Consider the following 15,862-nt stretch of genomic DNA (forward strand, 5'->3'; position numbering starts at 1 on the left):
AGTGTTTTCTTTCATTTGGGTTTCATGCCTTCCCTGCGTATTTGTACTTGCCTCTTTAAGCGCGGATGAAGCTGCCTGGAGAATTACGGCAGCTTCGCAGGTCTATTTATTGATCTCCGGTTCCCGTTGCTTCGTCGAGCAGAAAGTACCCTCCCCCATCTTTATCTCTGTATATATAGACATATTTTGTTCCGTCTACTTCTTCACGTATTCTTCTGCCTTGCCTATTGTCGGATGACAAGAACTTTATCCCATAAATGATAAGAACATTATCCCATTCCCAACAGACGATAACCCATCGCAAATTTTTTTTGGCGATGGATCGGCCGCCTGGCAAAGTTCTTGTAGAAGAGTTCCTTCCGAACAGCCCAAAGCTTCGAGAATTTGGCAAGTCACTTCTGGTAGGTCAGAGCCTATTTCTGAGTTCATTACATCTCTTTTATTTAATGGTCAGATTTATGTTTTCTTGAAACATTAGTCCATAAAAAAATATGTAATACTTTTTACTAAATATAAAAATAATAAAACGCCTGCAAAAGCTATATATGGGGTAAAAAAGATAAACAATAAATAAGGGACGGTCTGTTCCCCTTTTAATGTATTTCTGAATACTTGCTTCATTATAATGTATAAAAAAACACTTCCCAAAAGTATAAGAATTTTTGCAGCAAAAGGTGTCATTCCCTTTCCTTCCTTTCATCATACTTCATACAGTTGGGAGACCGCGATATACGGGCTTGTTACTTCTCTGCTGATACTAAGTCCTGTGGTTTTACTTCTTTAAAGCAATTGGTATAATCGACATCAAACTTTTCACTTAAACCCAGAAGCGCCGCGATGTCCGAAAAGGCATACCCGTAACAAAACGAAGGGAAACAATATCTTGATCCACCATCTGAGAAAGAGTATATCCGTGGATCGTCGCAGTTCCGTTATTAGCATAAATGCTAGTGAATAGCAGCGACTCACGATTAGCTCCATCGGATGAATGATGGCGGATAGCAGAAACGATTTTCGATGTTGAAACATCGATTTCATGTTGAGTTTGATATATGCTGCGAATAGTTCCATAGAGCTTCCAGGTTGACGTTTATGATTTTGTTCCGATAAAAGAGTCCACATAAAAAGAGTTCTAAACCAAATATAACTTTTTTACATGGTTATTAAAATAATAATAGAACATATGTTTCTATTATTTCGAGCCAAATTAGATCTTATTTTTTTATTGTTTATATCATTCTCTTAGAGTTTTATATAAATCTTCACTAATCGTTGTTGTACAACTCAAAATTAAACTTAGTCATTGGTCGGGATTCGTCGCTGTTAAGAGATGCAAAACATTTTACCGTTGATGTACGAGGAAAATAAAGTTTTAGACTGGACTCGTTGATTTTACGCTAATTATATACACATACCATTCAGCCTTTAAGGGCTATCGATCGGATGATTGGAAACCTTTTGAACTGTTACACTCTTATTTCTCTCTATTTAATATTCTTCCTGAAATTCCTATTTCTTTTTGTAACTCTGGCTTGCGCCTCTATTCTCAACACGGCGAGTAGGATTAGAAGAATAAATGGCACTACAAACACGAACCAGACGTAGATGGATTTGTCGTAATCTTCAAATATGTTCATCGATGTAAAAATAATCGAAAACAAGCTGACGCTTGCAATTAAACTTAAGAAACTTAGGAATGTACCCAGCCCTGATTTCTTCATATAGGAGTTTTCGAATATCATATTTGCACTGAACGCTATCAATGCAATGGATAGAGCGGGCAGCAGCATAAAGGCCGGAGGATAAACCTGCCCCAATAACAGGGGAACGATACAAATTATCCAGCATATGGCTAGTCGCTTCATTGGATTCTTCATTTTTAACCCCCAAGTAATCGTAATAACATAATTGTAACAATTTTCCATGAATTTGTGTACTATTAAATGATTCTGCCCGTCCCTCGGTTTAGCTTAACGCCTAAGTCAGTCTAATACTTTATTTTCTCAGTCTACAACTATTTTTCCCTAGTCTATCCTGAAAGTATCGCTCCGTAGAACACATAAAAAAAGGCAGCAAGAAAATGCCCTCCGGCAAACGAAAAATGGCCAGGGGCATCAGCAATGTATTGTCTGAATAACGATCAGGAAGCTGCCTTATTCACAGTAATTGATACACCCAATGACTCCAGTTTCTTTATGGAATGCTTGATGATCGCGTCCCGTTTTCGTTCCTCGTAGTAGGTTGGACCGAGCTCGATGTAGGGTTGTTTTCGCTTAAGGATATAGTAAGCCATAGATAATATACTGTGTGCTACTGCGACCGTCGCTCGATTAGCTCCCCTGCGTGCGGCAATCCGATGATATTGGCTGGATAACTACTTCTTATTTGTTCTAGCCGCAGACTTCGCGGCTTCTACAAGCGTACTTCGGAGCTTCTTGTTCCCTTTTCTCGTCTTGCCGGACAATCGTTTTCCGGCGCTTTCGTTCTGACCCGGACACAGCCCTGCCCAAGAACATAATGGGCGGTGAAAGGATACGTATCCATATTGGAGCCAATTTCGGCTAGAATGGTCTCTGCTGCTCTTCGTGCCACACCTTTGCCGGAATGTCGTTATCGGGAATGGTACCGAGCAAACCACTGCACAACGTAATCCCGGCTGTCTACAAGCCTCAAAAGTCTGCGGAAGCTATTAGCGCCGGTCATAATCCGCGGCAATCCGAATATTGACCATGGCGGGTCATCGGGATGTATCGCCTTTTGATATCGCATTGTTCGGCTACGGGAATAATCTGCTCTAGAATATACAGCAAGGTAACCCACAAATCTTCTTCCATCACGTCCTTCTAAGCTTCGAACAGAGACGAGAGTTTCTTCAACCTTTCCGGTTCCCTTCCGGACATAGTGAATTCAGAATTGGTAGCAATGGTATCTACCAGTACCCTAGGGTTAATACGTTCGACCTTAGCCTTCTCATAGAATAATGCGGTCGAACCGTCTTCAAGCTCCTTATGCAAATCCGTGCGAATCCAATCGAATACAGCATGAAGATGAAGTTGTAACAAATTGTTTTTACACCTACTGTAGCCAGCTTTACTATAGTCTCCCGGCTTGGAAATCCATATCGGCCTTGAAGCCACTTCGGTTTACAGCTGGCATCCTGCCAGTATCTGCAAGAAGACGAAGTACTGAAAGCTCGCAAGACGTATTTACCATCAATCTCAAGCTTATCAACAAGTTCAGAGAGGCTTTTGCCAGTCTGGACAAAACCGACCAGCTCGACGCCTGGATCATCGTAGTCCGTCTACATTTCGGCAGGCTAACGACGACGATTGTGATGAAGGAGCGGTAACTCACGCTTCAGCGCATCACCCGCATGTTTGGGCAGAGTCTAGTTTGGTGTTGCCTTTTATGTCTAATCGTTAACGAAGGAATCTATTAATCTACATTATTTTCAAAAGGCCCAAGTGGCTGGTCGATAATCGACCGCCCACTTTGGCCTTTTTTTGTTTTCCCCGCATTTCTGCGGTGAAGCGCCGGTTTTCCGGCGCTTTTTTTATTTTCACTCAAAGGAGAGAATCACATGAGCAAGAAGGACTGGACAGGCATCCCCGGCTCGGAGTATCCGATGCTGAAGACAAAGAAGAGGTCCAGCCTCAGATGGAGAAGCAGCCGATCTACGAGGACAAGAAGTACTACTACCACCGCGATCCGCTCCATAGTGAAGTCGAGGTCTACAACCGACAAGGCGATCACGTATGCGTGATGACCCCGGAGGGCGAAAAGCACCCGAAGAAGGGCCGGGACCCAAGAAAGAATATCCGGAGCATCCTCTAACATCCTAGGCGCTGTCAGGCGATAGCGGTTGATTAGCTTGTGGCAATCGAAGGTGATTCCTAATTAATATTTAAGGGTAAATTATGAAGCTTTGTAGTAAACTCGCGCGAATTTTGGTTGGTATGGCACGCACCGGTCAGGCGTACAACCCTCATAAAGCATTGCCTCTTCACAAGCTGCTTAAACTCAGTTATACCGTTTCATAGTACGTAGATTGGCTGGTTCGCAGGATTTCAAAAGAAAGCACGGAGTACCGGATACATTGAACCAAAGGGCACCGACCCGTACCGTTAGCAAGATCGGCCTCCACCCCTTGGACAGGTGTAACGAAGGAATGAAAGGGCTTGGACCCGTTGAGACATGGGAGTGAGAACCTCCAAGGGAGACGTGGAGAATACGTGTAGCATATGGAAATATCTAGCGCGAGAACCTCCCCCCTTTATTTACGTGTGCATTCATGTTGCCAAAGTCTATAGCGGGTCACTTTCCTGAACTTTCATTCCTCATAACAAGGGGAGAAATCCTGCGAATTAGCGAGCATTCGTGAGGAAACTAAATCGTACCGAGGGAGTTCAATAATACTTGTTTCGTTGTCACGGTTTTATTGCTGTCTACTAAACCAAGTATTTACAGGTCAAAAGAAACTTAGTTTAGTTTTTGTAGAAACAAGTTACTTTCTGTATGAACCAAGCGAAGCAGTTCAACTAGGTCATTCAACCGCTTCAATTGTGAAGGATATTCTCTTGATTTCTCTCGACGTTTGATAGCGATTGCCTCGCGAATAAGTCCATGCCAACGTTCGGGTAATTGTGTAAGGCCATACTGTCCGGCACCAATTTTACTAGTCACTTCATGTTCTCGAATTGTATAAAATTGCCGCAACATGCCGAGAGTGCACCATTCAACTGCAAAGTCTAATTGTTCCAATGGCACTGAATGCTCCGTCATACCCGTCGAATTAAGGTTTTTTTCCAATCGGTCAATCCATCCGATCCAATAAGAATTCATATTATTAATAACGTATTTGATAAGTTCGTTAGATGATATCTCATAATTGAAGGACAATTGCTGGCCATACACACAGATGCCGTGTCTCTTAAGGATCCACCATGTGACTGGATTTAAGTCCCCGTTTCCATCAGATTGCATTTTTTTATCGAAATAGGTGGGAACGAGTGGGATTTCTCCGACGGACTTTCCCACATCCTCTTGTCGGATATAGGCTCCCATAATATCTAATCCAGAAAGCGTTTGTTCAACATCCTCGTGCGCTTCCGAAATCAATCGGATGTCAGATGGAGTTAACGTTCGATTAACAAATACGAGAAAATCTATATCGCTTGAGCCCTCAATAAAAGCATTTAGAGCAGTCGAGCCATAAACATAAATAGATACGACGGTATCTGGGATGCGGAATTGTAGCGATTCGCATAACTTTCGCATAGATTTATCAACAACTTCTGGTATTATTGTAGCCATTCTGATACCCCACCTTCTTAATATGATTATGGTTGTTCGCTTGAGAATAGTTGTAGGAAAGAATAAGGAACTTACCCAGCTTATGATAAACGTATTATATTTTTCTAAAAAGAGAAAATTTCCTAAATCTTTTTTCTAATTTTATTATTTTGGATGTAGATTTTTTTAAGCTAATCTGCCAGTTAGCTTCATGAGGCCGCCCGATGATCCCGCGCGACCTCATGATGTTTTTTTGGCGCTATCGTCTCCCGATGTTTTAAGGGACCCGAATTAGTTGCTGTCGTTTCTTTCGGTATCATCCGGTAGCAGTTTTATTTTTCTCTTGAGAAACATTACAAAAAAATGATTAACAATAAAACCCCTAAAAGAAGTAAAGGACAACCAAGAACTATTTGATTAGCAATTTGTTCAAATCCTTCGCCCTTTTTGAAACTAAAATTAGCGCCGGTTATCGCAATCTTGCCCCCGAGCGGGAACTGGAAGGACAAGTTGTCGAAAATCACCTTGTCTCCGAGCCGTTTGCGGATCTCCTTTCCCGCAATCGGAAATGGATTGTGCAACTCCAGCGCTTTGCTCTGCCGGAATTGAACGCTTCGTATGGCTTCTGGCGCGGTAACCTCGCCAAGCGCTTCGATTCGCCGTTCCATATTTTGGCTGCGTTATGGAGCTCTTCTGCTTGCTTCCTTGGGATTGCTGATGGCCTAGGCGTCCGCCGCTTTCCGACCTGTTTTTTCTGTCTGCTCTCTTTGCCTTTTGATCAAGCTTCCGGGCCTGACTTTTCTTCTCATCGATAGCCTGTTCCAGCCGCTCTCGTTCCGCCACATATTGTTTATATTGGGTAACCTGGCTTTGTCGTTCCTCTTTCTTTTGGACCAAATAGTCGGTATAACCACCCCAGTATTCGGTGATCCTCCCGTCATTCAGCTCCCAGATCTTATCGACGATCTGGTCTAGGAAATAACGATCATGACTGATGACGAGCAGCGCTCCGGAATAATGTTTAAACCGGTTAACGAGGAAGCGCGCTTTGAGCAACGTGCTTTTTCCAGCTCCGTTCGCGCCAACCAGACCGATTCGATCGTACTCATACAACTCCAACTGGTCGATATCGAGCACATCGCGTCCCAAATATTCCACATAAATATCTTTTGCTTTTATCAATAACATTTATAATCCTCCTTCGAAAATCGCAGTTTCCGTTTTTTCGTTCGCAAGCTGACCTGCGATTCGCAAAGGAAGAATTATATAAAGAAGTACCAGTGTATGCCGCGCATCGTCATGGCTCCTTTTCTCTTAATTTACTTTGATCGATACATAACCTAACAAAATAGCAATAAGAAAAGCATTCTATTCGAAGCCTTTCGATTGAAGATACATTCGTGTCTTAGACGAAGCTTTTCTTGAGAGATCAGAATTGTTCAGCTCCGCTGAAAATTATAATCCTGATCTTATAAAAAATGCAGACCCAAGTCCACATGTGGGCTCAGGTCTGCACGAATTACGCACCAGAACAAAACGAAAGGAGGCATAGCAAAAAAAGCCGTCCGGATCGCGGTCGATGTCCTCATACGTAAAATAAGCAGCTCAAAAAAAACCACCTTTGTGGTAAAATCCGTTTTTTTATCGCATACTTATCTTAAACGCATAGAGTGAACCATTGATCGCAATCCTCCTCATTTTTAATAGTTGTGGCTTAACATCGACAGTTGCAGCTGTCAATTCATGTCACGTTTATATAACCGCCAATTTTTACAGATTTACGTGCTCAATCCTAAGTTAATAGGAATTAGCGCTTGATTTTCCCCCTACTGGACCATGGCGACTGAGTTCAGAACTTTATTTGCTTCTTATTTATTCCGAGTATGATGAAGGTGACATAGAATACGATGGCAATCGAATCGATTAACGTATCCGTAAGTGCCGCAACGTCTTGAAATGCCGTTATGCCAAGAATGACCATCAGTCGGACGATCAGTAGCGACACGATCGTCCATGCGGCAAACCAGGTCTTCGATCGCTCACTTTGGAATGACATAAAAATGAACACGGTGCCGATGACCAGATTTTCCGCAGTGATAATGTGCCAGACATACATGAATACGATCCGGGTATCGATGGCTATCGCACTCACGTAGAGCGTCGGCAGCACTACGGATTGCCCGTTCCATGCGTGCGTAACAGCAAAGAATATCGCAAGTATGCCTGCAATCAGGTAATAATAATTCCTAACCTTGATGTCCATGACACCCCTCCTCGGATATTCCCGGTTCCTTCTTTCGAATACACTGGTAAATCTCACGCACAATCTCTGCCAACTTTTGGTCGCTTTCATGATTAAAGTCCCTTAGCGTTTCGGCTGCTACGTCGAGCAACTGACTGACCTTTTCCAGATGGGCAATCTTCTTTCTCGTTTCTGCATTCTTTGCATCGAGGAACGCAGCAACCTCCTGACAATAAGCAGGGTCTACATTCTCCATCCTGTGGAACCCAAACTTTCCCTTGATTTCGGCAAGAGAAAAATCCGCATACTGCATGATTTGAATATTCATCAGGTCGATGAGGTCCTTCTTCGAATACCTGCGGTACCGATTGCCTTCCCGGGATGGCGATACGATTCCAATCCTGTCATAGTACCGGAGCGTATCCTTCGGGACCCCAAGTATCCGCGAAACCTCTTGTATAGAATAAAGTTTTTCCATGAGTTCAAATTAACATTGGAGTAGCCTCCAATGTCAAGTCATTTTTTATATTTTTTCTTCATGCGCAATCAAGCAAGCTCTGAATCGTGTTGCGAAATCGAGATCACGATTAAACTTAACAGGAATTGCATCGAACCCGTTGATACTCTCCATAAAGCGTTCCGTCCGAATGGATAACCCCTTTTTTCATGTTAAAAATAATAAGTTGCTGATTTACCCTCATTCCAAAAGGCTGCCGAGTCAATTGGCAGGTATGCTCATGGCGTAGCTCTCTTATTTCTATATTTCTATTTTTCTTTCCTGCGAGCCGTGACGGCTGTCATCATCCTTTACTCGGATTGTCATTTTTGAGACGGTTGATCAAATCGTCGTAAGCCGGACTTTTAAGAAAATGATCAATTGAAATATGCTCGGCGCCCGGGACAAGCAGCCGTGCCCTGCCCGTGAGCGATTTCTGTGTAATGACCAAATCGGCGTCCTCGGGAATATCACTGATCGCCGTATTCGTGACAGATGCTACGACACCCGCTTCTTTCATTTTTTTTCTTAAGATGGAAGCCCCCATAGCGCTGGACCCCATCCCCGAATCGCAAGCGAATACAATTTTGTTTATTGCAGCTTGCTTTACTACACTTCTCGAAGAAGCAGCCTGCTCCAGCTCGGCCATGCCGTTTAGACCGGTCTTCTCTTTTTCTAGTTTCTCCGGCAAGCCTACATCCGCGTCGGACGCTTGCTCACGGTTGTTTGCAAGAATAAACGCCGCAGCGGAAAATGAAACAACGGTCGCCGCCAAGATGCCGGCTAGTGCCGGCATCAGGCCCTCTTTGGTGCTCAATGCAACGTAAGCGATGATACTCCCTGGTGAAGGTGCCGCGGTGAAGCCCGCATCGAACAACCAAAAGGTGAAGGAGCCCGCCACACCGCCTGCGATCAAAGCTGCGATGAGACGCGGCTGCATCAGAATAAACGGGAACGACATCTCATGTACTCCGCCTATAGCATGAATAACCGCTGCTCCTCCCGCGGATCGTTTCAGACGACCTCTCCCTAGCACGCTATAAGCGAGTAAGATACCAAGACCGGGACCCGGATTAGACTCCAGTACGAAAATAATGGATTGGCCAGCTTGGGCCGATTGAATATAACCGATCGGATTTAGCACGCCGTGTCCGACCGCATTGTTTAGGAAAAGTACTTTAGCCGGCTCAACCAGGATGCTCAGCAGCGGCAGAAGTCCTGTGTCGATGAGAACTTGGGCTCCGGCAGCCAAACCGCTGCTAATCGCCTCAAGAACCGCTCCTGCACCTGTGATGCCAATCAACGCCATAACGGCTCCGACGATTCCTGCGGAGAAGCTGCCGACGAGCATTTCTGATCCCGGACGAACTTTCCGTTCTACGGCGTGATCGAGCTTCTTCAGTACCGCCGCCGATAAAGGTCCTATGATCATAGCTCCCAGAATCATAGGAACCGTCGAGTCTATAATAACGCCTATCGTCGCTATAGACGCGACGGTTCCCCCACGGGAACCATGAATCATTTGCCCACCTGTATAACCTACTAGAATAGGTAGAAAGTAGGTAATCATAAGATTAAGCAGCTTAGCAAAATCTTCATTTGGAAACCAACCTGCCGGAGCAAATAATGATGCAATCAGTCCCCATGCGATAAATGCTCCGATGTTGGGCATCATCATGCCGCTCAATAAACGGCCTAAGCGTTGTACGGTTACCCGGATACCTCCGGGAGGCGGCATCATATGAGTTGCATTCACCAGGATGTCCTCTTTTCATCGGTATGCTTGCTTACGCTGCCCTATTGAGTGCGGATTTTTTGTCAATATTTACAACTAAATGGTATATCTGAACAAGCGGCTTTTCAATGAAATGAAAAACCGATTTCGTCATCAACACGGACGGCATCGCACTACTGCTCTGCAAAGGTATCATACCTGCAATTCAACAACAGGATGCGCATCCCTTCTTTAGACGTCTCCAGTACCGAAATGCCTGTGTTGCTGTGGACCAAACGGCGATACGCGATCATCGGCATGGACATCATACCCGCCAAGTATATACGGATCGACACACTGTGGCCGACAACCAGCACGCGTTCGTGCAGGTGTCTCGCTGCAATCTCTTCGAAGAATAGATTCATCCGCCGAAATACGGCATCGGCACTCTCGCCTGTTGTTCCGGCAGGATACGATTCCGGCTCTTCGTGCCATTGCTTCCAAGCCTGAGGGTATCGAGTACGAATTTCGCGAGCTTTCAGGCCTTCCCACATGCCAAAATCGACTTCTACGATGCGCCGGTCTATCTGTACATGCAAACCTTTGGCAAGCGCGATCGGCTCGGCTGTTTCCCTCGCCCGGGTCAATGTAGACGCATACACGACATCTATAGGGGTGCAGGCTAAGAACAATGCCGTTTGGTTCGCTTGCTCAGCCCCTGTATCCGACAACGAAATATCCGTACTCCCGCAATAGCGGTCCGTGCTGTTCCATTCGGTTTCTCCATGACGGACGATATAAAATGTAGTCAAACCCTTCTCCCTCCCTTGCTCTATACTTTTCAATACCATACCGTAAATCTGTCTTCTTTTTTCAATGTCCAATTGGTTCATTCCGGAATACCGCTTATTTATTTTCCTGAATCCATTTGTCAGCCTTCTCTTCCGCTTCTCGAAGTACCGTGTTGACGTCCTTCTTTTCGTATGCGATTTTTTTAGCGGCTTCATTCAGGAAGGGATAGACTTTAATATCGTATTTGTGTTGCCTCGGTACCTTGGTTAATTTGGGAACGAAAACATTTTGGATATTTTTACCCTCGTAAAGCTTTGTGTCTAAAGCATATTCTTTTTTCATCGCGGGATCGGCAAGAACAGTCGCTTTCGAACCACGATTCATAGCCCTTTGCGCTTCCTCGCTTATCATCGTTTTGATGACCGCATATGCCGCCTTCTTGTTTTTGCTGTTCGGTGTAACGGCTGCCATTTGTACTTCCGGCTCTCTGCTGTAACCCTTCTTATCCTCGAATGTCGGTAACGACACGACATCCCAATTGAAATCTTTACCGGTTTGCTTTAATTGTGGAAGACGTGCTGTTATTGCTGCAGTATTGAATTGATACATGGCGAGCTTTTGATCTTTAAGGAAGAAATCAATGCCGTACTCATATCTTTTATTCGGCTCCACGATGCCTGGAATGCTGTACAATTTTTCGAGCAGGCTGTATGCTTTCTTGTATCCTTCGGTCTGGAAAACGGCCTTTTCGCCTTTCTCGTCGAGGGCTGGAAGTCCTAATTGACGGGTCAACCTCGTCGGCGGTCCGATATCCAGACCGACGTACTGAACGCCTTGATCCAATCTTGTTACCCTTTTAGCCAACTCGATCGTTTCTTCCCAGGTCATGCCGTCTTTCGGATAGGGAACCGCAAATTTATCGAAGATGTCCTTATTGTATATCAGCATGTTGTACATGATCGAATAAGGCATGCCAAAGGTTTCCCCTTTATCGCTGAAGCTTTTCATAACATCGATTGCTTCTGGCTCAAACTTGCTGAAACTGATTTTCTCATTCTTGATAAACGAGTTCAGATCCGAAACAAGTCCCCTCTCCAACAGATCGTAATACCAATAGCTTGTCGACAAGATCATATCGGGGACTTCGCCGGAGGCAACCATTTTATCCAGGGTCGTTGCCGATTGCGGGATCAGCTGCGGCGTAATATTCGGGTATTTGGCCTTTATTGCTCTCGTGACAAGTTCCTCCAAATCGGCCTCGTTAAGTACCGATGCGTTGTAGGAGTAGATGGTAAGCGTGGTCGGTTCGTTATTGTAAGCATCCGGGTTGACGGTATCTCCTTTACCTTCGCTTGTCGCAGCCTCATTCCCGCAGCCTGCGAGGACGAACGTCCCTAGAACGGACATAGTGGCTAGCAGTGGGATTGTTTTTTTTCTCTTCATCATGTTCAAGCTCCTCCGTGATCATTTGAATTGATCTTTATTTTATTGAATGCGGAATCTTGCATGTCGATCGTCAAAAGCAGTCTCCGTCAATATGTAAGCGTTTGCAGATGTTATTTAAGAGTTTTAGCCCCTTTTCCTCTTGTATTCTCAATTTAAGAACACTTCATTGGTGCGGTCCGCGACACAAGCATATTATGTTTTGCGTGTTATTGGGCTATCAAAATATACAGTTCGTACCTGCGCGATCTCTGATTCTACGTATCATCATCGTCTAGTGGAGCAGTTTTCCGTTATATCGCAGGATTCCCTCCTTTGTTCGCAGTTCAAAAATATCCCTGCAACCAGTTTCTTACAGCTATATCGTAATTTAGAACATCCGCTATTTCAATGAAATGAAAATGCGTTTTTGTCATGAATACTATAGACAAAATTTAGCATGGGTTGTTCGTGATGTACCCTGTCATTCTGACATTCATTGCAGCCATCGAAGGAGAAAAAACAAAGCTTCAACGATAAAGCAGTGGTGCGCTGCTGCCCCTGAGATCCGAAGGTCTGCAACTTTTCAATACCATACCGTAAATCTGTCCTGCTCGGGTGATGATTTGATGCTAGTCTCCGTCATGAAAGAAAACGAATCAAACGAAAACACATGTTAGGCCAACACATAGACTTTCGACAATCTTGCCGGTCCAAGTACCGGTGCTCATGAGCTGCAGCTTTAGGCGGAATTTAAACGGAGGCAACGTTTGGATCCCGCGATCGGTTAGGATATCGCATAGCAAAAGGATGAGATACGACAATCCACCAGCAATCCATAGCGCCTCGCCCTGCTCATGCGAAGCGAAAAATAACACAACGGGCCAGCCATTGGCAGCATAGAGTGTATGGGTCAAACCGCGGTGCTTGACGATGGAACAAATGACCAGGATGCTCCCGATCACATAATTCCAAGGGATTAAAGAGTGACCGAATGCGATAAGGCCACTGCCAAGCAGGAACATCACGATCCCGCGCAGCGTGCGTGTAAGCATAAAGCCGAGCAGCGCTACGAGTGCAGCCGTCGCGACCGTCCACATAGAATGCGTTGTTGTCATGACGTACATATAGACTCCAACTGCAATTAGGAAGAGCTGTAGCGCTCGCAGAAGCGGGGTTGGAATCGTTCTGGATGCAAGCAGCGCAGTTAGGCTCATCCATATCCGGAAGAAGCGCGCTAACAGCTGTAACGGCGATGACCGGCAAGGTGAATCTACCTAAACTAAGCAAACCATTTCTTAGGACTAACAGGAATGTTTAGTTCAATAACATCAAAAAGAAGCTATCCTTGCTCCACACTATCATTACCCATTACTTCAGTGGCACTATAATAATAACTCCTTTTCTCTAAGTTGCTTTTTTAAAACTTCACTTGAAGCAAAAGTGGCAACTGGATTTAGGCTATCATTACCGTAACGGTTCAAGACGGCGGCTTTATCGCAACAAGCGCTGTTACGGTTCGTTAACCCTTCCAATCAGACCGAAAAGGCGCGTTTTATTTCGATCTTCTTTTTGTATTGCCAAGGAATCGGGAAATCGTTGCCGAATATATTATACAGGAAATTACAAAATAACCTCGCAAATTGGTGCCTATGCTTCGAGTATATTGCAAATACTTTGCGGGGACCCCAGAATTAAATCATGCATGTGATATTATACTCTCGCATACCCGCCTGTGCTGTTCATGCGAGCCGTGGTAATCATATTCGGAACAAGCCGAATCCTGCTGCTTGTATGCTGCCGGGCAGAGGGCGAGGGCGTTACCATTAACGGCCATCATTATCCGCTACATGATGCTGCGCTTACCTGCGACTTTCCGCTGTGCGTCAGCAATGTCTTTGAAGATAGGAGTCCTGCTTATCCCTTTGGGAAACGTACCAACCGAACCTGTTCAGAAACTGAAAGGAGAATTTATCGATGTCATCCTATAAGCTTTGCATTAATACTGGGTTGGGCTTTGATCTTCCTATGGCAGAAAGACTTTCGCTGATTAAAAAGGCCGGATTTGACGGCTTCTTTTCCGAATGGAGACCCGGTGCTCCGGTGGCCGAGTGGGCCGCACAGGCCAAGGAACTTGGCCTGATCTACCAGTCCATTCATGCGCCCTTCAACAATGTTGACAAGGTATGGGAAGAGGGCCCGGAAGGTGAAACCTTTCTGAAAGTACTGATGGATTGCGTACAGGATTGCGCGGAAAATCATGTGCCGCTTGCCATCATCCATGCGATCATCGGTTTTGACAAGCATACGCCTTCCGACCTGGGCATTGAGCGCTTTGAACGGCTGTGCCGTTTTGCCGATGAACGGAACGTGTATCTGGGTTTTGAAAATACCGAAGGCGAGGAATACCTGGCAAAGATCCTGACGGAGCTGAAAGGACATCCATGTACCCGCTTCTGCTGGGATACCGGCCACGAAATGTGCTATAACCATTCCAAGGATATGATGGCCCTGTACGGCGATCAGCTGATCGGCACCCACTTTAACGACAACCTGGGCATTACCGGCAACGAAATCACCTGGCATGACGATTCCCATCTGCTGCCCTTTGACGGCGTGGCCAACTGGCAGGGCATTATGGACCGTCTGCGCCGCCATCATTTTAAAGGCCCCCTGACCTTTGAACTGACCCGTACCAACAAGCCCGGCCGCAATACCCATGATCAGTATGCCGCCTGGAACTTTGGAACCTTTGTTGAGCAGGCCTATGATCGCGCTGTGCGTGTAGCGGCGCTATAAGGGCTATGATGCAGCAGATCCTTGCCAATATCGAACTAAAATATCAGCCGCTTTCCTCATACAGCAACGGAACCAACAGTGCGCACTGCGATTTTAATTGCATGCTGATTGTGCAGCGGAAGGAGCTTTCCCATGACGGTTCCATTGTTGCCGGTGTGCAGTTGGACTTGTTCCTATATACGGCGGAGGAAGTTGCAGATTGCTTTCCAATTTAATCCATACGTTTGAGGGTGGTGTCAGCTACGCTGGTATTGCCCCTATTAGGGGTCCCGCCAACATTTAACGTAAATATACGCTAAGCCTTCGAATGTCACCGGCTTAGCGTTTTTTTACTCGGATCTCAGATTATCGCAGTAGTTGTCTCGCTAGAATCGGGCAGGATTAATCGAAAAGATCTTCTCTATTAAACAAAAAAAATGCTCAATGACTGCCTGCTGTATGGCGCCACTGAGCATTAACTATAGTAATCCGTTAGTTAAACTAGAATTAGCATTTCATTTTATTTAGACATAATTTATTTGCCACGAGACTCCGAAGCGGTCATTCAGCCAACCGAATTTTTTACTGAACCCATAATTACCTAATGGCATTAGAGTCTGTCCACCTTCTTTAAGTTTCCCATAAAGCTCATCAATTTCTTCCTCAGTATTACAAGCAACATAGATCGAGAACGAAGGTGTAAAGGAAAATGCATGTTTGACATTACTGTCAATACACATAAACTCCTGCCCTTTTATTGTGAAAGTAGCCTGGAAAACGGTTCCTTCTTCTCCAGCTTCATTGGAACCATACCGAACAATGCTTGTAATTTCAGAATCCTCAATGAGTGAGGTATAAAAGTTCATCGCTTCTTCTGCCTTGCCATCTTGAAACATTAAGAAAGGTATTACCTTGTCCATTATATGCCCCTCCTTTAGTACTTCACTTTATATATTATATCCTATCTTCAATTAAACTGCCCGTCCCTCGGTTTTAAGGGTTTATCTCACGTATTCTCACTCATTCGTAGGATTTCATCACCATGTATTGCAGCGATCGACGGAAAAGTAAGCTGTTACCACTGTTGAAATCCTTTTTAGGGCATGCGGGAATAGAAGAAACGTTC

Annotated in this window: 11 protein-coding genes and 4 pseudogenes; 4 read left to right on the plus strand and 11 right to left on the minus strand. The window is 44.9% G+C overall.

Annotation, left to right across the window (positions count from 1 at the left end):
• Positions 1 to 2,140: 2,140 nt before the first annotated feature.
• Together ACFQI7_RS35695 and ACFQI7_RS35700 are read right to left on the minus strand one after the other, a co-directional pair.
• Positions 2,141 to 2,595: pseudogene (locus ACFQI7_RS35695) on the minus strand (transposase); the annotation flags it as partial.
• Positions 2,565 to 3,124 (minus strand): annotated as a pseudogene (locus tag ACFQI7_RS35700) (mannonate dehydratase); the annotation flags it as partial. The pseudogenes ACFQI7_RS35695 and ACFQI7_RS35700, both read right to left, overlap by 31 nt.
• On the opposite strand from ACFQI7_RS35700, the pseudogene ACFQI7_RS37950 reads away from it, so the two are divergent.
• Both ACFQI7_RS37950 and ACFQI7_RS35705 read left to right on the plus strand, forming a co-directional pair.
• A pseudogene (locus tag ACFQI7_RS37950) lies at positions 3,112 to 3,346 on the plus strand (IS110 family transposase); the annotation flags it as partial. The pseudogenes ACFQI7_RS35700 and ACFQI7_RS37950 overlap by 13 nt on opposite strands.
• A gap of 311 nt (positions 3,347 to 3,657) precedes the next feature.
• Positions 3,658 to 3,834, plus strand: a complete 177-nt coding sequence (locus ACFQI7_RS35705; RefSeq protein ID WP_218103058.1) for a hypothetical protein — start codon at positions 3,658 to 3,660, stop codon at positions 3,832 to 3,834.
• Between the two features lie 645 nt (positions 3,835 to 4,479).
• Here ACFQI7_RS35705 and ACFQI7_RS35710 read toward each other — a convergent pair.
• From ACFQI7_RS35710 to ACFQI7_RS35745, 8 genes and pseudogenes are all read right to left on the minus strand, one after another.
• Positions 4,480 to 5,313 carry a nucleotidyltransferase domain-containing protein gene (locus tag ACFQI7_RS35710; protein ID WP_218103057.1) on the minus strand — a complete coding sequence of 278 codons (834 nt, stop codon included), beginning with the start codon at positions 5,311 to 5,313 and terminating at the stop codon, positions 4,480 to 4,482.
• Positions 5,314 to 5,750: 437 nt separating this feature from the next.
• Positions 5,751 to 6,480: pseudogene (locus ACFQI7_RS35715) on the minus strand (ATP-binding cassette domain-containing protein); the annotation flags it as partial.
• Positions 6,481 to 7,141: 661 nt separating this feature from the next.
• The gene (locus tag ACFQI7_RS35720; RefSeq protein WP_218103056.1) at positions 7,142 to 7,555 is read right to left on the minus strand and encodes a hypothetical protein; all 414 of its coding nucleotides are present in this window, start codon (positions 7,553 to 7,555) and stop codon (positions 7,142 to 7,144) included.
• The gene (locus tag ACFQI7_RS35725; RefSeq protein ID WP_218103055.1) at positions 7,539 to 8,012 is read right to left on the minus strand and encodes a MerR family transcriptional regulator; all 474 of its coding nucleotides are present in this window, start codon (positions 8,010 to 8,012) and stop codon (positions 7,539 to 7,541) included. Before ACFQI7_RS35725 ends, ACFQI7_RS35720 begins: the two co-directional genes overlap by 17 nt.
• Before the next feature lie 322 nt (positions 8,013 to 8,334).
• Positions 8,335 to 9,771, minus strand: a complete 1,437-nt coding sequence (locus tag ACFQI7_RS35730; protein WP_218103078.1) for a PTS mannitol transporter subunit IICB — start codon at positions 9,769 to 9,771, stop codon at positions 8,335 to 8,337.
• A gap of 167 nt (positions 9,772 to 9,938) precedes the next feature.
• Complete coding sequence (locus ACFQI7_RS35735) at positions 9,939 to 10,556, minus strand: histidine phosphatase family protein (protein ID WP_218103054.1); 618 nt, start codon at positions 10,554 to 10,556, stop codon at positions 9,939 to 9,941.
• A 94-nt stretch (positions 10,557 to 10,650) separates the two neighbouring features.
• Positions 10,651 to 11,982, minus strand: coding sequence for an ABC transporter substrate-binding protein (locus ACFQI7_RS35740; protein WP_218103053.1), 1,332 nt, complete (start codon positions 11,980 to 11,982; stop codon positions 10,651 to 10,653).
• Positions 11,983 to 12,617: 635 nt separating this feature from the next.
• Positions 12,618 to 13,076, minus strand: coding sequence for a metal-dependent hydrolase (locus ACFQI7_RS35745; protein ID WP_218103052.1), 459 nt, complete (start codon positions 13,074 to 13,076; stop codon positions 12,618 to 12,620).
• A gap of 626 nt (positions 13,077 to 13,702) precedes the next feature.
• On the opposite strand from ACFQI7_RS35745, the gene ACFQI7_RS35750 reads away from it, so the two are divergent.
• Entirely contained in the window at positions 13,703 to 14,008 is a 306-nt protein-coding gene (locus ACFQI7_RS35750; protein ID WP_218103051.1) for a hypothetical protein, read from the plus strand.
• Positions 13,936 to 14,757, plus strand: a complete 822-nt coding sequence (locus tag ACFQI7_RS35755; RefSeq protein WP_218103050.1) for a sugar phosphate isomerase/epimerase family protein — start codon at positions 13,936 to 13,938, stop codon at positions 14,755 to 14,757. Before ACFQI7_RS35750 ends, ACFQI7_RS35755 begins: the two co-directional genes overlap by 73 nt.
• Before the next feature lie 503 nt (positions 14,758 to 15,260).
• Here the strand turns inward: ACFQI7_RS35755 and ACFQI7_RS35760 are convergent.
• Entirely contained in the window at positions 15,261 to 15,656 is a 396-nt protein-coding gene (locus ACFQI7_RS35760; protein ID WP_218103049.1) for a VOC family protein, read from the minus strand.
• Positions 15,657 to 15,862 lie beyond the last annotated feature (206 nt).

It is taken from the genome of Paenibacillus allorhizosphaerae (assembly GCF_042659105.1).
Classification (GTDB): Bacteria; Bacillota; Bacilli; order Paenibacillales; family NBRC-103111; genus Paenibacillus_G; species Paenibacillus_G allorhizosphaerae.